At 63.5% G+C, this 18,945-nt stretch carries 13 protein-coding genes; 4 read left to right on the top strand and 9 right to left on the bottom strand.

Annotation, left to right across the window (positions count from 1 at the left end):
• Positions 1-27 precede the first annotated feature (27 nt).
• From G7Y51_RS03815 to G7Y51_RS03775, 9 genes are all read right to left on the bottom strand, one after another.
• Positions 28-939 carry a D-alanine--D-alanine ligase gene (locus tag G7Y51_RS03815; protein WP_165175060.1) on the bottom strand — a complete coding sequence of 304 codons (912 nt, stop codon included), beginning with the start codon at positions 937-939 and terminating at the stop codon, positions 28-30.
• Positions 902-1,570: an HD domain-containing protein gene (locus G7Y51_RS03810; RefSeq protein WP_165175059.1), complete on the bottom strand. Its 669-nt coding sequence runs from the start codon at positions 1,568-1,570 to the stop codon at positions 902-904. Before G7Y51_RS03810 ends, G7Y51_RS03815 begins: the two co-directional genes overlap by 38 nt.
• A gap of 204 nt (positions 1,571-1,774) precedes the next feature.
• Positions 1,775-2,167 carry a DVU_2496 family lipoprotein gene (locus G7Y51_RS03805; protein ID WP_165175058.1) on the bottom strand — a complete coding sequence of 131 codons (393 nt, stop codon included), beginning with the start codon at positions 2,165-2,167 and terminating at the stop codon, positions 1,775-1,777.
• A 257-nt stretch (positions 2,168-2,424) separates the two neighbouring features.
• Entirely contained in the window at positions 2,425-3,282 is an 858-nt protein-coding gene (locus tag G7Y51_RS03800) for a zinc metalloprotease HtpX (protein WP_165175057.1), read from the bottom strand.
• A gap of 150 nt (positions 3,283-3,432) precedes the next feature.
• Positions 3,433-5,361, bottom strand: coding sequence for an asparagine synthase (glutamine-hydrolyzing) (gene asnB, locus G7Y51_RS03795; protein WP_165175056.1), 1,929 nt, complete (start codon positions 5,359-5,361; stop codon positions 3,433-3,435).
• The gene (locus G7Y51_RS03790) at positions 5,349-6,665 is read right to left on the bottom strand and encodes a glycosyltransferase family 4 protein (protein ID WP_165175055.1); all 1,317 of its coding nucleotides are present in this window, start codon (positions 6,663-6,665) and stop codon (positions 5,349-5,351) included. The genes asnB and G7Y51_RS03790 overlap by 13 nt, the downstream gene beginning before the upstream one ends.
• The gene (locus tag G7Y51_RS03785) at positions 6,652-7,770 is read right to left on the bottom strand and encodes a glycosyl transferase family 1 (RefSeq protein ID WP_165175054.1); all 1,119 of its coding nucleotides are present in this window, start codon (positions 7,768-7,770) and stop codon (positions 6,652-6,654) included. Before G7Y51_RS03785 ends, G7Y51_RS03790 begins: the two co-directional genes overlap by 14 nt.
• Positions 7,767-9,062 (bottom strand): glycosyltransferase family 4 protein, encoded by a 1,296-nt coding sequence (locus G7Y51_RS03780; RefSeq protein WP_241160126.1) that lies wholly within the window; start codon positions 9,060-9,062, stop codon positions 7,767-7,769. Before G7Y51_RS03780 ends, G7Y51_RS03785 begins: the two co-directional genes overlap by 4 nt.
• A 327-nt stretch (positions 9,063-9,389) precedes the next feature.
• Positions 9,390-10,730 carry an aminotransferase class I/II-fold pyridoxal phosphate-dependent enzyme gene (locus G7Y51_RS03775; protein WP_165175052.1) on the bottom strand — a complete coding sequence of 447 codons (1,341 nt, stop codon included), beginning with the start codon at positions 10,728-10,730 and terminating at the stop codon, positions 9,390-9,392.
• Positions 10,731-10,985: 255 nt separating this feature from the next.
• Here G7Y51_RS03775 and G7Y51_RS03770 point away from each other — a divergent pair, with 255 nt between their 5' ends.
• The 4 genes from G7Y51_RS03770 to G7Y51_RS03755 are packed head-to-tail and all read left to right on the top strand — an operon-like array spanning position 10,986 to position 18,880.
• Positions 10,986-15,005 (top strand): acyltransferase domain-containing protein, encoded by a 4,020-nt coding sequence (locus tag G7Y51_RS03770; protein ID WP_241160122.1) that lies wholly within the window; start codon positions 10,986-10,988, stop codon positions 15,003-15,005.
• Positions 15,006-15,056: 51 nt separating this feature from the next.
• Positions 15,057-16,523, top strand: coding sequence for a TolC family protein (locus tag G7Y51_RS03765; protein WP_165175051.1), 1,467 nt, complete (start codon positions 15,057-15,059; stop codon positions 16,521-16,523).
• The gene (locus G7Y51_RS03760; RefSeq protein ID WP_165175050.1) at positions 16,523-17,452 is read left to right on the top strand and encodes an efflux RND transporter periplasmic adaptor subunit; all 930 of its coding nucleotides are present in this window, start codon (positions 16,523-16,525) and stop codon (positions 17,450-17,452) included. Before G7Y51_RS03765 ends, G7Y51_RS03760 begins: the two co-directional genes overlap by 1 nt.
• 9 nt (positions 17,453-17,461) lie before the next feature.
• Positions 17,462-18,880 (top strand): oligosaccharide flippase family protein, encoded by a 1,419-nt coding sequence (locus G7Y51_RS03755; RefSeq protein WP_165175049.1) that lies wholly within the window; start codon positions 17,462-17,464, stop codon positions 18,878-18,880.
• The last annotated feature ends 65 nt before the right edge of the window (positions 18,881-18,945 follow it).

Raw genomic sequence — 18,945 nt, 5'->3', positions numbered from 1 at the left:
CCGCGGAGCGCCGTTCCCCGTCATGATTCAGCCTTTGTGCCGTTGCAGACCGAGCTCCATGAGCCGTTCCAGGAGTTGCCCGAAATCCAGGCCGATAACCTGGGCCTCCTGTGGCACCAGGCTTGTGGCTGTCATGCCCGGCAGCGTGTTGACCTCCAGCAGGGTCAGACTTTGATCCTTGCCCACTATGAAATCCGCACGGCTGTAACCCGTGAGGCCCAGGGCCCTGTGCGCGGCCAGGGCCAGTTTCTGCACTTGCGCCGTCAGCTCCGGCGAAAGGGGCGCAGGGCAGATCTCCCGCGCGCCGCCCCTGGCATATTTGCTCTCATAGTCAAAAAAATCCCCGGCCACCGGCTCAATGAGAACAGGCGGCAAGGCTTCCTCGCCCAGAATGCCGCAGGTGACCTCGCGGCCGCTGAGTTCAGACTCGATCAGCGCTTCCTCCCCGGCAGCGAAGATTTCCGCCAGCACGGCGTCAAGCTCGGCCCGGTTGCGGGCCCGGCCCAGACGCAGGGATGAACCGCCGGTATTGCTCTTGACGAACAGGGGATAGCTCAGGCGCGGCTGCCAGTCTTGCGGGGGAGGGGCGGGCAGAAATTCCCAATCGGCCGTGGGAAGACCGGCGTGACGAAACACCTGCTTGGCCGCGGCCTTGTGCAAGGCCAGAAAAGAACCCGCCGGGCCGGAGCCCTGATAGGGGCAGCCCACGCGCTCCAGCAGGGCCTGCACCAGGCCGTCCTCGCCCGGCGCGCCGTGCAGGTTGATCAGCGCGAAATCATGCTGCCGCGCCTGGTCCAGCAGCTGCCCGAAGTCCGTCAGCAGATCGAAAAAAGTCACGCTGTGGCCGCGCGCCCGCAGGGCCTCGGCCATGCCGCGGCCGCCGTTCAACGAAACTTCACGCTCACTGGACCAGCCGCCCGCAATCAAAAGAATCTTCATGCAACGCCCATCCTAACTGCGCCGACAAGGCGCGCTCAATGTTCCTGCCTTGCTCATAGGAAGCCCGAATGCCTTGCCGCGCCGCTTCGCTGTGCCCGTAACGCTCAAGCAAATCCTCATAGCGCTCGGCCAGCGAAACGCAACTGTCGTGCCGGACCCGTTTGTCGGCATAGATCACGAAAAACGGCAGCGCGCAGATGCCTGCGCCCTCAGGAAGCGGCCAGGGCCAGTGCACATGCAGCATTACTCCCTGGGCCACAGCGTAATTGCGCGTTTCCGCCACAACCCAGCCGCCCCCCAATTGCGCATGGCTGCCGCCGTGACGCACGCAATAGGACTTGGCGATATCGTGCAGCAACGCGCTGGCGCGTACCTGGGAGACATTGACCGCAAAACCCTTTTCCGCGGCGCGGCGCGCCAGTTCCGTGGCTATCCGGGCCACCAGCAGCGAATGGCGCTGAATATTGGGCAGCATGGCGTATTTTTTCCATAAGGCAAAACAGGCCTGATCACCAGGCACGGGCGCGGAAGAGGCAAGGCCCAGCCCCAGCGCGCGAGGCTCCGGCAGCCGGGCGAAAGGGCGACAGGCAGGCTCGCGGCCGTCGGGGCATACGGCATGAAAGTTATTCATTCTGCAAGTATGCCATTGCCTGCACATGAAGGCAAGATGCCAAGGGGACAGCCACAGGGCTGACCCTAGAGCAGATTACCTTTGACTTTTTATGAAAGTCAAAGGTGGCATTCAGGCGAAAAACGCGGTTTTCGCCTGAATGTACGCCGCGTTGCGGCGGCTGCCGCTTTCGCGTCAGCAGAGCATTTTCAAAGAGAAAATGCTCTAACTGTTTTCCGTCACCCAATCCACCACCTGCGCCATGCGCTTGAGCGTATAGCGGTTCGCCGCGGATTTCTGGGCCAGATCGTCCAGGCCGCCGTCGAGGCGGTAGACGCGCCAGTCTCCGGCAGGGAGACTGCCCACGGCCACTGCTGCTTTGAGGGCTGCGCGGGCCTCTCCCGGCGAGCAGAACAACTCGAATTCCTGGGCGGCCGGGTCAAGCACCACTTCCGAACCGCCGGCAATATCAATAATGTAGTTGCCCGGCGCGTACACATAGACAAAGGGGCAGGGCGCGGCCACGGCCGCCGCCGCGTCGGCTTGCACAGCCTTTTTCCCGCCGCACGCCGCAAGCAGCGCTGCAAGCAGGATCCCGGACAGCAAACGTGCTTTCATCTTCACTCCTCGGGCCCGGCCCGTGTCTTGAGAGCATGGCGACTGTCACATGCTCAAACGCCGCCTTGCTGCTGACGACAGCAGGCACAAGCAGCTTTTTTGGATGGAGCCGTTGAAAAAGCGCAGCGATTCCAGAACATTTTTGATTGAAAATATCCATTTTCAATCAACAAATGCTCTGCTGACGCGAAAGCGGCCACCTTTGACTTTCATAAAAAGTCAAAGGTAATCTGCTCCAGGGTACGCTGCTCTGAAGCTCAGCGCCGGGCTGCCATGGCCTGAAGCCGCTGGATGCGTTCTTCCAGGGGCGGATGCGTGCTGAACAGGTTAGCCATGCTGCCGCCCATACTGAACATGGGAGCCACAATGAACATGTCCGCGGTGGTGGGGTTGCCCTTCTGCATGGAAATGCGTCCGCTGGCCTCGCCCAGCCTGGCCAAAGCTCCGGCCAGGGCCAGAGGCTGGCCGCAGAGTTCCGCGCCCGTGTCGTCGGCCAGATACTCGCGCGAGCGCGAAATGGCCATCTGAATCAGGCCCGCGGCAATGGGCGCCAGCAGGGCCAGAACCAGAGCGCCGATGGGATTGCCGCCGCCCTCGCCGTCGCGGTTGCCGCCGAAAATGGCGGTGAACTGAAAAATATTGGCCAGGGTTATAACAGCCGAGGCCAGCACTGCGGCCACAGTCTGGATCAAAATGTCGCGGTTCACAATATGGCCGACTTCATGGGCGACCACGCCGCGAAGCTCCTGGGGAGAGAGCAGACGCATCAGCCCCTCGGTCACGGCCACCACGGCGTGTTGCGGGTCGCGGCCCGTGGCAAAGGCATTGGGGGCTTCTTCAGGCACCACGCAGACGCGCGGCTTGGGGATGCCCGCATTGCGCGCCAGCTCTTCCACGATCTGATGCAGATAGGGCGCTTCCTCCGGGGCCAGCTCTCTGGCATGGTACATGGACAGCACAAGCTTGTCCGAATACCAGTAGCTGCCCACATTCATTACCAGGGCCAGGCCAAAGGCGATGATCACGCCGGCGCGGCCGCCCAACATGCCGCCCAGCACGATGATGAGCCCGGAAAGCAGAGCCAGCAGCAAAACGGTTTTTATCTGGCTGGTCATGAGAATCTCCTTGTCTTCAGCACGCTGTGAGATGTTTTTTGCGCTGTGTCAATTGCAAGATATAAGCATAAGGCCTCTGCTCGCAAGAGCCGCTGCGGATTTTCGGAAAATCCGCATGGCGGGAGTGCTGCGATCCCGGAGTGCAGGGCGTCAGGCATTCTTTCTTGCCTGCTGCCAGAGCTGAAAAACCAGCAATGTCCACAGCGGCTTGCGCAGATCCGCCCGGCCTGAGATATGCGCGTCCATGAGCGCGCGCACGGCTTGAGGATGAAAGATGCCCTGCCTGCGCAGATGTTCGGCGCTGAGCAGATCTTCCATGAGCGGGCGCAGGCGGCCGCGCAGCCATTGAGCCACGGGAATCTGAAAGCCGCGTTTGTTGCGGTGCAGGATCCCCGGCGGCAAGAGATCGGCAAAAGCCTTTTTGAGCAGCCATTTGCGTTTGAATCCCCGCAACTTGCAGCGCAGCGGCAGGCGCGCGACAAATTCCGCCACGTCCTTGTCCAGAAAGGGGGCGCGCACTTCCAGAGAATGCAGCATGGAGCAGCGATCCACCTTGACCAGAATGTCGTCCAGCATGAATTGGCGCACATAGACGTGGAAGGCGCGGGCCAGCGGGGACGCGGCGCTTTCCGGCTGCCAGTGCTCGTATTGCTTCCGGGTGGGGGCAAAAAGGCGCTCGGACCGGAGAAAATCCGCGCCTTCAGCCGCGGCCGCAAGCCATTCCGGCGCAAGGATGTCACGCTGCATCTCCGGGGTAAAGGCCGTGAGCATGGTTTGCACCCGCTGCCAGGCCGGAGCGTGAGCCCCCCGCAAAAAGGTGGCCACGGCCAGGCGCGGATTAATGTATCCGGCCGATGCGGGCAGATGCCGGGCCAGGGGTTCGATGATCCCGCGCCGGGCCAAGGCGGGCAGGGCGTTGTACCATTCAGCCGTCTTGAAAGCGATGTAATGCTCGTACCCGGCCCAGAGCTCGTCCGCGCCGTCCCCGCCCAGGGCAACGGTGACGTGCTCGCGGGCCACGCCCGAAAGCAGCCAGGTGGGGGCCACCGAGGCGTCGGCCATGGGCACGTCCATGCGGCTGACAATGCCGGGCAGCTCATCCGCGCATTCCCCGGCCGAAAGCACGCGCTCGTGGTGATCCGTGCCGAAGGCTTTTGCCGCAAGGCGCGCAAAGCGGGATTCATCGTAGCTCGCCTCGGTGAAGCCGATGGAAAAGGTCTTGACGGGCGTGGCGGACTGCCGGGCCATGAGCCCGGCCACAATGGAGGAATCAATGCCGCCGGACAGAAAAACCCCCAGAGGCACGTCGCTGATCATCCGCCGTTGCACAGATCTGGAAAGCAGCCTGTTCAGTTCCTCACAGAGCTCCCGCTCGTCTCTGGGGTCGCTTTCGTCCGGCACGGGCATGTCCCAATAGCGTTCCAGGCGAACCTGTCCTTTTTCCAGCAGGAGCAGATGCGCGGGCGGCAGGCTTTGAACCTCGCTGTACATCGTGTTGGGGGTGGGCACATACTCATATGCCAGATAGCGCATCACGGCCTGCGGATCCACGCTGAAGGTCAGTTCCGGCACGCGGCGCAAGGCCGTGAGCTCGGAGGCGAAGTGCAGGCGGCCGTGTTGCAGGCTGTAAAAAAAAGGTTTTTTGCCGAAGCGGTCGCGCGCGCAGAACAGACGCCGACGCCGCGCATCCCAGAGGGCAAAGGCGAACATGCCGTCAAAGCGCGTCAGGCACTCCGGCCCCCAGATGCGATAGCCTTCCAGAATGATTTCCGTGTCGGAGCCCGTGCGGAAACGCGCGCCCAGTTTCTGAAGCTCGGCCCTGAGTTCGGCGAAATTGTAGATTTCGCCGTTGTAGGTCACGCTCAGGGTATTATCGGCATCCTGCATGGGCTGGGCTCCGCCCGCCAGATCAATGATCGAAAGACGCCGGTGCCCAAGGCAGACCGCGCCGGCCTGCCACAGCCCTTCGCCGTCCGGGCCCCGGTGCGTCAGGCAATCGGTCATGGCCCTGACCCATGCGCCGGCCTGCGGGGGCAGCGCCTCCCCGTCCAGACGGCAGATGCCCGCTATGCCGCACATGATTTTCTCCAGCGGGCGTACTGGCTGATGAAGAGTTCGGCCAGCCGCTGGTTGTTGGTCTGGTGATCGAACATTTCCGAGGCCAGACAATGGCCGTTGCGCCCCATGACGCGCGCCTCGCCGGGATGCTCCGCGAGCCGGATGACGGCATCGGCCAGAGCCGAGGGATCATTGGGCGGCACGGTCAGGCCCGTCCGGCCGTCGCGCACCACTTCGGGCAAGGCGTTGACCGTGGTGCTGACAACCGGCAGGCCATAGGCCAGGGCTTCAATCACGGTATTGGGGATGCCGTCGCGACGGCCGGAAGCGTGCACCACGCAGGGCGCCACAAAAATATCGTGCTCTTGCAGCATGCGCGGCAATTCATTGTGCGAAACAAGTCCGGGCATCCGGACGCGCTCTTCCAGTCCGAGATCCTTGCGCAGCTTGAGCAGAGCGGCTTCCAGCGGACCGAGGCCCATGGCTGTGCCGCCGCCTCCGGCCAGCGTCAGGGTGAAGTCCAGGCCGCGCTCCCGCAGTATGGCGCAGGCCTTGAGCAAGACGTCAAAGCCCTTGGTCACGTCAAAGCGCCCCACAGCCAGCAGGCGCACCGGGCGGCGTTGCAGCAGGGTCTCGTTATCAGGGGAAGGCGGCGGGGGCAGCGTCAGGCTGTTGTAAACAAGATAGGTTTTGTTTTTTGCCTGCCCCTGATCAAAGTGCTCAATACGGGCCTGATCCGCGGCGTTGTTGGCGCGCACAAACAGGGCCGCGCGGAGTTTGTCGCCCAGATCCGGGTCCGCGGGCTCCAGGTTGTCGCCGCGCGCCGACGTGGAAAAGGGGATGCCCGCGATGCTTGCGGCCACCCAGGCGGCAGTGGCCGTGCCGCGCGGCCACGGGGCATGGATCATGTCGATGCCGTCCTCCCGGCACAGGCGGCCCAGGTAGACGCCCGCAGAAAAGGCCCAGAGATTTTCGCCGAAGGTTTCCAGGCTGCGCCAGCGCCGCACCATGCAGCGCCGAAAAAGCCTGCCCAGCCGTACAGGATGGGTCAGCAACTGGCGCAGCAGCTCCAGGGTGAAACGGGGCCAGGCTTTGCTGCCGAATGCGCGCACCGCGGGCGCGGCAGCGCGCATTTCCGTGGAGCAGTGGCGCAAATTGCGGGCATAGAGGCTGTAGACGGTCAGGGGCAGTCGCGCCTTGAGGCCTTCGACCTCGCGGAAGATAAAGGGTTGCGTGAACAGCGGGTACCATAAAAGCACATAGGCCACATGCGGCAGGCCCGGAGGCAGCGGCGTGGAAGCAGCCGGGACGCTACGCTCTGTCATGCGGATTCTCCTGTATTTGCGCTTCCCTTGTTTTTGTGTCGATGGTCCAGTCGCAGGGTTTTTCAGATTGCGGACAGGCGGCCCCGGGGCCCAGTTCGAGCCGCAGCTCCTGCATGCTCAGGCTGCGCACAGGCCAGCGGCCGCGCAACCATGTCATCCAGGCCCGGATTTTCGTCAGCAGCCGTGTTACGGCGGCTTCATCGGGGATATGCGGCGCGCCGCCGGGCATCATCTCCGAGGAATGCCAGGTCAGCGAAAGCACGCGGCCGCCGCGGGCCACAAAGAGCCGGGTCACGGCCTGCATGGCCCACAAGGGATGATAGACCGGCAACAAGGCCAGAGCTCCCCATGTTTTCAGGCCCGCCCGCGCCGCCGATCCCGCCTTGCCCGGCATGGCCCGCAACAGGGGCGGTAAGGGGCGGACAAGCGGCGTGACGGTCAGCGGCACTTCAAAAATATTTTTCCCCCCTGTGGGCACCCAGTACGGCTCACACGGCGCGCCGAAATGATCCGGCCCCTGCAGGGGCCGCGCCGCGCAATGCAGGGGCCGCACCGAGGCATCGCACAGCACCCCCGCCTGAGCCAGCAGCGGCCAGTGCGCGCGGTGCAGATCCCAGCGACCCATGCGGAAGCTGGTCAGCGGCGCGCTCTGAAAATCCCGGCCCGCTTTGAACAGTCGGGCGAGCTTGGCCGCCATGAGCGGCAGCGACACGCCCGCGGCAGGCACCTTGTCCGCAACATCGGCGTTTTTCGCCGGATCTGGCGGCGCAGCCACGGCACAGGCGGCGCCGGCCCTGGCGTCACTGCGCGCAGGGTTTTCCAAGGTGAGCGGCGGGGTATTCCAATGGTGCAGGTGCGCGCCGATTTCCGCGCCGAATCTGTCCCGCAGGCGGGCCAGCGTCGCGCATGAGGCCGGATCCGTCAGCACGCTGTGCGCGCAAAAAAGCGTGGGGCGCAGGCCCTCGGCGCACAAAGGCTCCAGTTGCGCCAGCCGGGCCGTGTTGGTCACGCTGGGCCTGCGGCGGCTATAGCGGCCCCCGAAGAGCCCTTCTTCTTCCACGTCCAGGCTGGCGGCCAGCAGGAGTTCAGGCCTGGGAGTGCTCATGGGCTTTCTTCCGCGGCCGGCACTGCGTCCATTTTGGCGGGTTCCGCCGTTGCTCCCGCTTGTTCGGCCTGCCAGCGCCGCATTTGCGAGGCGTAGAGATCGCGCAAGGCCGTGATATTGGTCCTGGCGTCAAACATCTGCTGCACCAGCGCATGCCCGGCTTCGGCCATGCGCCGGGCCTGCTCCCTGTCTTCCAGAATGCGGCGCACGGCCAGGGCAAGCGCCCGCGGATCCCGTTGCGGCACAAGCAGGCCGGTTTCGCCGTCCCTGATCACTTCCGAAATGCCGCAAACGTCCGTGGCCACCACCGGCATGCAGTGAGAGAGAGCCTCCATGATCACATTGGGAATGCCGTCGCGATCGCCGTTCCGATGCACCACGCTGGGCACGATCAGCACGTCATGATTTTGCATGAAGCCGCGCAACTGATCGTGGGGCACGAAACCCGGCATATCCACCACTTCCGTCAGGCGCAGGCGTTTGCGCAAGGCGGTGAGCTTGCGCCGCCAATGCCCGTCGCCCACCAGGGTGAGGCGCACGGGAACCTGTTCGCGCTGCAGCCGGGCCATGGCCGTCAGCAACTCCGGAAAGCCTTTGGTGCGGGCAAAACGGCCCACGGCCAGCAGGCGGTAGGGCTTTTGCATGTTGAGCCTGCATTTCCCGCTTTGGGAGAACGTCAGGCAGTTGTAGATATGCCGCACTTTATGGCGCTGATCCGGCGCGCAAAAGCTTTGCAGCCAGCGCACATTGGCCAGATTGTTGGTTCGGATGAAGAGCGCGTCGCGCGATTTTTCGCGCAGAATGCCGTCCTGAGGATAAATGTCGCCGGCGCGGCCCGTAAAGGCAAAGGGAATGCCTGTGAGGCGCGAGGCTACCCAGGCCGCGGTGGCCGGGCCGTTGGCCCAGGCGGCGTGGATCAGCGTGATGCCGTCGGCCTGGCATTGCTCGGCCAGCAAAAAACCGGCCAGGAAGCACCAGAGGTTCTCGCCCAGGGATTCCAGATTGCGCATGCGCCGGAAAAAGCCCTCGCGCATGAGTTGCAGAACCGTGCCGGGATCGTGGCGCAGTGCCCGGAAAAAAGCGCCCCAGAGCCTGAAAAAGGCCCGCACGCCCATGCGCCGCACCGGGCCGGGAAAAGCCTGCATTTCCCGGCTGCATCCTTTCAGGGCTTTGCCGTATAAGGTATAAACACGAATGGAGAGCCCCAGGCGCAGCAGCTGGACGACTTCGCGGAATATGAACGTCTCGGAGGCGAGGGGGAACCAAAGAAGCACATAGGCGATGGAGGGCATGGGGCGGCACGCGCCCGCAGGATCGTTCCGGGGCCCGGAAAGAGAGGAAGGCCTCGCTGGGGCCGTATCGGGAAAGGACATGGCATTCTCCGGCACAAAAGAAAAAAAGCCGGACAGACAAAGCGATCCGGCTGAAACAGACGGCAACGGCGACAGCCGGGCGCGCGCTGCCGCGAGAAAAACAGATCTGCCGCGTGCCTGATGTCTCAGGGCGGTCTGCACTAGAGCATAGTGCTTTTAAAACGCTCGCTCCGGCGCGTAACGGCAAAATTTCCTTGCGCCGTTACGCGCCGGAGCGGGCGTTGCACAAGTACTATGCGCTGGAAGTCATTTCATGCATGACTTCTCGTCTGTCTGGGCCTCGTCCTGATGCTCACGCTGATATTTTTCCACAATGGCCTGGGCTTTTGGAAGTTCTTCCGCTACGGCGTCCAGGGTCTTGCGGATGTGCTCTTCCTGATGGGCCGCGGAAAGGAAGAAACGCAGCCGCGCCGTGCCTTCCTTGACCGCCGGGAAGGTGACGGGCATGACATAGATGCCGCGCTTGAACAAAGCCGCGGACAAAAAGCCCGCAACCATCGAATCCCCGACCATGACGGGCACAATGGCGTAGCCTTGGGCCGCGCCTGTGTCCAGGCCTTTACTTTTGGCGTACTCAAGAAAGAAACGGGTAATTTGCTGGAGCTTATGCACGCGCTGCGGTTCGCGCAGCATGATTTCCAGGGCCTTGCTGCAGGCCGCGGCAATAACCGGCGGCATGCCAACGCTGAACACAAAGCCCGGCGAGCCGTACTTGAGAAATTCCACCAGCTCGCGGCTGCCGGCAATAAAACCGCCACAACCGCACATGGCCTTGGAGAGCGTGCTCATCCACATATCCACGTCTGTGGGTTTGATGCCGTAATACTCGCGCACGCCGCGCCCGGTCTTGCCCAGCACGCCGAGGGAATGGGCTTCATCGACCAGCAGCATGCAGTCGTATTTTTTCTTGAGTTCGATAATTCTGGGCAGATCCGGGATGTTCCCGTCCATGCTGAACAGCCCTTCGGTGACGATCACTGCCCGCTTGTGCTCGCTTCTGCGGGTTTTGAGCATCTCTTCCAGGGCGTCGCAATCGTTGTGCGCGTAGGAATACCGGGCGGCTCCCGAAAGCCGCGAACCCTGCACCAGAGAGTTGTGGGCCAGGCCGTCATGAAAGATGGCGTCGCGCGGGCCGAATAAAAAGCCCAGGGTGGAAACATTGGTGGCATGCCCGCTGACATAGGCGATGCAGTCTTCCACCTCGTACAGATCGGCCATGGCCTGTTCCAGCTCGCGATGAGGCGGGCGCTCGCCCCCCACCAGGCGGCTTGCGCCCGCCGAGGTGCCGAACACGCTCGCCGCTTTGGTCACGGCTTCGGTAATCTCCGGGTGGGCGTTGATGCCAAGATAGTCATAGGTGGAAAAATTGAGGTATTCTTTGCCACTGACCAGAGTCGTAGCCTTGGCGGCCCGATCGTGGCAAACAAAAAGCGGGTTTTCCAGCCCCATTTTGGCGCCCATTTCCACCAGCCGATCAAAGGAGAGCTTGGAACGCATACGGGTAAAGCCGGAAGCGCAGCTTTCATGCGCAACGGCGGATTGTTCCGCCGCCGCGGGGCCGGCCTGACAGGAATGGTTGTTCTTCATGCCTTATCCTCACGGGGTTATCCTGGATCTGCCGCCGCTCTGAGCGGCGTGTAGGGACGCCGAGTATTCCGGTCACAGCTTTGTAACGATTCAGCATAGCCAAAGCCGGGTTGCATGGCAAGTCCGGAATGCGCGCCCGCGCTGTTATGGCTGGACAATGCCCTGGATATGCCCTAGCATTTTTGCCCAATCAAGCCGCATCCGCCGCGTCGGGGTCGTCCGGGCGCGGCGTCGCGCGCAGGCAACAAGCGATTTATGTCCAACTACGACACATCCGGCTCTGCGTCCGGCCTCCTTGCCGCATGCACGGTGGAAGTCTTCCGCCGTGCCTCTTTGCCTGCCGCGCAGGCATCGGCAGCCGTTCTTGCGGCGCAGTGGCGGGAATGGCTGCGCGAACGGCAGGCCTGTGCGGCCGACGCCGGGGGCATGGCCGGCACGGCGCAGCCGACGGCCCTCTGGCTGTGCGTGGAGCGCGAGGCCTTGTCATGCTTTGTTCCCGAATTTTCAGGTCGGCCCGTGGGGCAACAGGCCCGGGAACTGGGGCACATGCTGGCGCGGGAGCTGGCGTGCGAGGCGGCCTCCGGCCTTTGCGCCGTCCCGCGCGTGATTGCGGCGCGGTTCAGCCCCGCCTTGCTGGGGGCAGCGGCCCGCGAGCTCGCCGCGCGACGTTGCGCCGTGGTGGCGCTGCTGGTCTGCCGCCGCGCCTTTGCCGCCGCGGGCGCGCCTGCCGCCGCGGCCGGGCTGATATGCGAATTTCTGCGCCTGCGCCCGGCCCCGGACCAGGCGGACCAACCGGACCAACCGGACCGGGCCGCTTGCGCGCCCGCCGCGTGTGCCGGGCGGGAATCCGCGGCCTTGTCGTGCGCCGTGGACGCCTCCAGGTATGAGGAAGACGGCCAGGACCGGGAAGAGCTCGTTGCCGACGGCGTACGGTACGCGCAATTGCGTCAGGCAGGGCTGGAATGGCGGCTGGCAAGCGTCAATCCGCTGTGGCGGCAGGAACTCCTTGCGCTTCCGGCCACGCCGGCTCAGGATGCGGTTCGCGATCTTGAGGATCGGGGGATATGGCTCGCTCCGGCTGCGGCCGCGCCGCCGCTGGCAGTCATGTGCTCCGGGATGGGCGCGGTCTGGCCGGGCATGGGCCGGGAATTGTACGACAATTTTCCCGCGGCCAGGGCCGCCATGGATCGCATCGCCGCCGTGGCCGACTGGGATGTGCTGGCGCTCATGGATGAGACTGATCTGGAAAAAATCAGCCTCTCCCGCTGGCAGTCGCCCTATGTCTTTCTGCTGGAATACGCCCAGTGGAGCCAGTTTGTCTCCCTGGGGCTCAAGCCTGCCCTGATGAGCGGGCACAGCCTGGGCGAGCTGATCGCGCTGTGCTTTGCCGGCGTATACGAGCCGGAAGTGGCCTGGTATATTCTGGACACCCGCGCCGTGCATGTGGGTGAGCTGGAGGCCAAAGCCACGCGCGAGACCGGCATGATGGCCGTGCACGCCGATGCCGGGATCATTGATGCAATACGCGCGTCCTGGCCCGCGCTCTATGTTTCCAATTACAATACGCCCAGCCAGTTTATCCTCAGCGGTCCTCGCGAGGCGCTGCTGGAAGCCCGCAAAAGCCTGCGCAAGCGGCGTATTCCGGCCATCATGCTCAATGTCAGCCTGGCGTTTCACCATCCGAGCATGCGGGTTCTGCGCGATCTTTCCCTGCGGCGGCTGAACGCGCTGGAGATGCACGCGCCGCGTCTGCCCCTGCTCAGCAATATTACCACCGGCTTTTACCCCGACGATCAGCCCTCCATCTGCCGCTATATCGCGGATCTGGATGAAAATTCCGTGCGCTGGACGGAATGCGTGCGCGCCATGTGGGATCGGCACGGCATCCGCCATTTCCTGGAACTGGGCCCCCAGGACACGCTCTGCGGCCTGGTGAACGATATTGAGCCGCGCGGGCTTTGCCTCTCCGCCGGGCGCAAGGGCAGGGAAACCGAAGGCCTGCGCCGGTCTTGCGCCCGTTTGTACGCTCTGGGCCACCTGCCGCGCGCGGCTCTGCGGGCGCATTTGCGCACGCCGCAGCCGGGGGAGGCGTCCGCTGGGGGCCATGCCGCGCCGGTTGCGCCGTATGGCGGTCTCCGGCCTCTGGACGAAGAGCCGCTCGACCCGGCCGACACGTCCTGCCGCAACGAAGCAAGGCCAGCGGAAGGCGCGGCTCAGGCTGCGCCCGCTGCCTCTTCCGACACAGGCGCCGCTCCGCCGCATTTGCGCATTGTGCTGGACGTGCTGGCCCAGGCCAGCGGTCGCCCGGCTGAAGAGCTCCGCCCGGAAATGGATTTGCGGTATGACCTGGCCTTGCGTTCCAGCCGTTTCCCCTTGATTATTCAGGAAGTGGAACAACGCCTTGGTTTGGCGATCAATTTTGAAGATCTGCTCCAGGTGGCGACTGTCGGGGATCTGACACGCATTCTTGGATCAGCGGAACGCAGCCCGGCCCAGGGCAAAAAGCGCGCGACCGCCGCCAGCCCGGCGCGCCCTGTCCGGGCCCGCGCGTCTTCGCCCCTGTGCCGCTTTGCGCCTGTCCCCGGCGGCGAAGGCGTGCCCCAGGGCGGCTGCCCGGAAGCTGAGCGGGATTTTTGCGCCTCTCTGCGTCCGCTTGCGCTGGATCCGTGCGGCCAGGGCCTGCCCCTCCGGCGCGGGGACGTGCTGGCGCTTTTTGTGTTCCATCCGACCCTGCTGCCGGGCTTGCTGAGCGGGATTGCCCCCCTGGGCTGCACGCTGGCCGTTCCTCAGGGGCTGCTGGATGCCTGCGCGCCTCTGGCCAGGGCCGGGGCGCGCCTGGCGCCGCTCTCTTGCGGCATTGAGAGCAGGCCTGATGCCGAAAGCCTGCGCGCGATCGTGCAGACTCTGGCCGGGCAGGAGGGGCGCGTGGACGGCGTGCTGTTCGTGCCCCACAACGCGGATGCGCCGCAGAGCGCCGCGCTTTTGCTGGAAGACTGCCTGCGGGCCGCCACGGCGCATGGCCTGCGCTATGCCTGCGTTCTCAGCGTGCAGGCGCCCGATCAGGCTGCCTTTGCCTGCGACGGGCCGCTGGAAAAGCGCCTCGCGAGCCTGGCCCTGGAAGGCGGCTTTGCCGCCCGCGCCATTCGCCTTCTGGATGGCGGCCTGCCTGCGGGACTCAATGAACTCGGCGACATGCTGGCGCGTGAAGTGCTGCGCGGTTCGGCCGAACGGGTGATCTGGGCGCGCGAAAGCGATTTTTGCCCGGATCGGCCGCCGCGGGCCCAGCTCATGCTGGAACGCCCGGAATTTTCTCCCCTGGTGTTTCCTGACCCTCAGCCCCGGTTCAGGCCCACGGCAACGCTGTTTCAGGGAGCCTGCCAGTTCTCCCGCTTTGCGGATCCCGCCCTTGCGGCGCATGGCGGCCGAGGCGGAAAAACGGGCGGCGGTTCCCTGCCCCGGCTGCCGGTGAGCCGTGCTCTTCAGGCACTGGTGGAGGGTTCCCGGCTGCTCGTGCCCTGGTTGGCAGTCACAGGCCTTTCCGATGTGCGCTTTCATGAACTCCCGCTCCTGCCGCCGGGGGTGACCCGTGAATGTCGCCTGATCGTGGAGGCGCTCCCCTGGCTTGCGCAGGATCAGGTCATGACCCGCATGTGCCGGGCGGATCTTTCCGTACGCCGTTTGACGGCCAACGGCCGCCATACCGGGCAGTATGCGGCGGTAAGCTCAGGCATGGTTTTGCTGGCCGCGGCTCCCGGCGAGGTGCCGCCGCTTTGGCCCGCATCGAAAATGGATTGTTCCGGGCAGGGCGTTGAAAGGATAAACACTGTCTACGACGCGCTGGGCATGGGCGAGCCTTGGCGGATTCTTTCAGGTTTTTCGGCTTTGCCCGGCGGCATATACCTTGCGACCTTGTCCGCGCCGGAACAGCCCATTGCCCCCGAAAGCAATTGGAGCTATACTAAGGTTCTGCAAATGGTGGAGGGCCTGGTGCAGGCAGCGTCGCTGGCCATTGCCCTGGAGGGCAGTGCCGCAAGCCCGGCTGAGGCGTTGCGCCATTGGCGGTTGAACGCGGCGGGTTTTATCCGCTTTGGCGCGGAGCGCGGCGGGCAGGGGCCCTGTCGTCTGCAATTGCGGCGGTCGTGGGCTGACGGCAAATTGCTGCGCTTCGACGCTCAGGCGGAGGATGCCCGTGGCCGCGTCCTTGTAACTTTGCATCATCTGGAATTTGATCGGCAGGAGGCGGCGCCCCCAACGGGCGCAGACGAGCAGCAGTAAAGCAACCTTGACAATGCGCAGCCGCCTGGCGCGAGTCCAAAGGGTCGACAGATGCCGCATTTTGCACGAATCGCGCTTTCCGCGCGTCCGCTTTTTCTGGCGCTGATTTTTCTGACTTTTTTCTTTTCCGCCTGTGCTTCCAATAAAGCCGGTCTCAAATCGCCCGAACTTCCGGCCAAACACTGGCTGGAAGAAGCGCCCGGCATTCCCGTGGAAAATAAGGCCAAACTGGAAGCCGCTGTGCCCAATCTCTATGATCCGGACAAAAGCTTCAGCTATGAGGATTGCGTCTTTCTGACCATCCAGCAATCGCCCCTGCTGGTCAACAGCGCCGTGGATCTGGAAATCAAACGCCTGGCCCTGACCGACGCGATTTGGAAGTATCTGCCCGAGCCCCGCATGAGCCTCCAGGTATCCAACAACCTTACTGTCTATAACATGGATAATAAGGATACCCCGGGCGATTACGGCCGGACCAAGCTCCGTGTGGGTTTTTACGCGGCCTTCCCCAATCCCGTGGCCACCTATTTTGAACATCAGGTGCAGAAAATCATGGTCAACCTGGCCATTGCCGCGCACCGCAAAGCCGTAGGCGAGGCCATTTACAAAATCGCCCAGGCCTATCTCAAGCTCCAGGCCCAGCAAAAAATCGTAGCGGCCCAGAAAGAGCTTTTGCCTGTGGGCAAGGAACTGGTGCAGTACTGGAAGCAGGTGGAATCCGTGGAAGGCCGCCAGGGTGTTTCGCTGAATCTGGCCAGTCAGCACGAGCGCGAAATAAAGCTTATGGTGGAAAAAACCGGCATGGAAGAAGTGATGCAGCGCACGCAGCTGAAAATTCTGGCCGGGGTGGAGCCCCAGCAGCGCCTGAATGTGGATACGGCCAGCGCGGATGGCATCCTGACCGGCTTTGACGGCCATAAGCTGCGCTGGGAGGAACGCTGGCCCACAGGCGAGGACGAACTTCTGCTGCGCGCCCAGATCAAGCTCGGGGACTTTAATATTATGGTGGCCTGGGCCCAGTATATTCCCGACATGTCCATCCAGATCAATAATAATCCCCCGGCCGGGCAGTATCAGCCGGTCAGCGGCAGCGAAGACACGTTTTTGCATCTGAATTTTGATTTTCCGCTGCTGGATTGGGGCCGTCGCTACCGCGGCGTGCAGACCGCGCGCATGCAAAAGGCCCAGGCTTTTCATGAAATGGCCCGCAAGCGCAGCGCCTACTCCAACACCTGGCTGCAGGCCGAGCAGCGTGTGGCCCTGGCCGAAAACCAGCTCAAGCTGGCCAGGACCCGCTTCGATACCGCAGAGCTCCAGTACAAGGAAGCCCATATCGCCTTTACCGAGGGCACGGAGCAACTGCCGGTGCTGGCCAGCCGCCAGGAAGAAATGGTCAAAGCCAGGATTGCCTATATTGAGGCGGAAATGGAATACAAACTCGCGAATCTGGAATGGATGTACGTCGCCAATCTCTTGCAGGAGCGCTTCCTCGGGTTGCCCGCCAAGGAGTTCATGTGATGTGGTCCGCCCCCGCGTTTTCCCTCTCCGCCGTCTTCCGGACGGCACTTTGTCTTGCTTTGCTGCTTCAGCTTTCAGGCCCTGCGGCCGCCGCTGAAGGCACATCCACGATTCTTACCGGCAAGGTGGTCACCACCGTCACCCGCGCGGTGCCCATTCCCTTTAATGCCGTGGTGGACGAGGTGCTGGTCAGGGCCGGCGACGCGGTGGAGCAGGGTTCGCCCCTGCTGCGCTACCATTTGCAGGAAGAAGCCGAGCGCGTGCTGCAGCGCGAAGTGACCACCGGCGCGGGCACCGAGCAACTCAAAGGACAGGTGCTGGATTTTGAGCGGCGTCTGGCCGAAACCACGGCCCAGCGCAACAAGGCCCGCCAGCTGGTCGCCTCCGGCCTGGGCTCCAGACAGGCCCTGGCCCGCCTGGAAGAGGATGTGGCTTCCCTGAAGCAGCGCATTGAGCTGCAGCGGATCACCATCCGGAAGACGGAAAGCAATTTCGCCGCGCGGCTTAAGGAACTGGAAAGGTACTACGGCGTCACAATCGTTGAGGGCGAGCAACTGCCGCCGACGCTGGTGCTGACCTCGCCGATCAAGGGCTATGTGCTTTCCCTGGACGCCACCTTGAACGCGGGCGCCACGCTGGCCGCGGGCAGCATGCCCATCCGTGTGGGCCAGCTCAATCCTGTGCTGATCCAGGTGCCGGTCTATGAGGCCGAAGTCAGCGGCATCAAAGTGGGCGACACTGCCGAGGTGGAAATCCCCTCCCTGCAGAACAAGAAATTTACGGCCACAGTTGCTGAGATCTCCTGGGTCTCCACGGATATGAACGTGGCCAATCCCTCCTATTATACTGTGGAGCTGACTGTGCCGAATCCCGATCTTGAGCTGAAGCCCGGTTTCAAGGCTGTGGTGCGGTTTGGCGGGAGCAGGTAAGCCGCCTCCATGAAGCTGAAAAGCATTCCCCGGCGGCTGGGCTATGTGCTGGGCGCACAGTGGACGCGCGATCTTTCCTGGACCATCTTCACCATTCTGCTGGCCCGCCACAGCAAAGACATGCTGGGCCAGATCATGCTGGCCCTGTCGTACGGGTATCTGGTAAAAACCATTGCCGATGTGGGCCTTAACGATTTTCTGCTCTCCACCTTTGCCCGGCGCGAGAGCCGCCCGCGCGCGCTGCTCGGGGAAGTGACCTGGCTCAAGCTGGCCATTTTGCTGACTGCGCTCGGCGTCACCTGGCTGATCACCGGCTGGCAGGGCTATACGCCAGAGCTGCGCCTGATCGTGCTCTGCATTGCCGCGGGCCTGGGTCTTGACGGGGTCAGCGATTCCTTTTTCGCGCTTTGCCAGGCCAGAGGCCGCCAGGATGTGGAAATGCGCATCCGCGTGCCGTCCTCGCTGATCGGCATCGGCTACGGCATTGTCTGCGTCCTGCTCAACGCCCCGCCCATTTTTATTGCCTTGTACAAGCCCGTGGAATCCTTGCTGTGCATCATCCTTGCCCTCGCCGCTCTGAGGCGCAACCCCCTTGCGGGCATAGGGCTTGCGGGCATGCTCGATCTGGCGCGGCAGATGAAAAGCGGCCTGATCTTTACCTGCATGGCCGCCTGCGCCATGTTTTACAACAAACTCAACGTCTTTTTTCTGAAGCAATACGGCGGGGATGCCGCCGTGGGCGGCTACAGCGTGGCCTGGGAAACCGTGGAAGGCCTCTCGGTGCTTGTTTCCAGCGCCCTGCTCGGCAAGGTCATCTTTCCCCTGCTGGCCCGGTTCTGGCAACAGGATCGCGAAATCTTCCGCCGTCTGGCCGGGCAGACGGCCCGATCGCTGTGGGCCGCCTCCCTGCCGATCATTTTTTTGATCTGCGTGGAGAGCGATCGCTTTCTGCCGTTGATTTACGGGCCCAATTACGCAAGCGCGGTCACGGCCCAACAGTTGCTCACGCCCTGCCTTGCCACGGCTTTTTTGCACAATCTGGCCGCCTACGCCATGATTGGCATGCGTCGGCAAAAACTTCTGCTCTGTTTTTATCTCAGCGGCCTGGCCGTGAACCTCATCTGCTGCATAACGCTCATTCCTTCCATGCCCCTTGAAGGCGCCGCGCTCTCCCTGACCGTCACCAAGGTTTGGGTGGCCATTCTCACAGTCAGTTTTTTTCAGTGGGCGGCCAGACCCATGAGCCTGGGGCAGTGGGCGCTGATGCTGGGCGCGGCGGGCGCAAGCCTGGCTTTATGGTGGGGCGTCGGCCTTGCGCTGCCGCGTGAAGCCGCGGAGCTGGCCGGTCTGCTGCCTCTTCTGGCCTTGTTCTGGCGTTGGCGGCCGCCGCCGCCCTTTGAAGAGGAGGCCGAGCCGCAAGCGGCGTGAGTGTGCCGGGGCAGACGCATCGTATGCGCGATCCCTGGTGGCGATGGCGCGCCGCGCGGCATTGA

Source organism: Desulfovibrio sp. ZJ369, from assembly GCF_011039085.1.
Lineage (GTDB): Bacteria > Desulfobacterota > Desulfovibrionia > Desulfovibrionales > Desulfovibrionaceae > Desulfovibrio.
The sequence above is the reverse complement of the archived record's forward strand: the minus strand, read 5'-3'. Positions and strand labels throughout refer to the sequence as shown.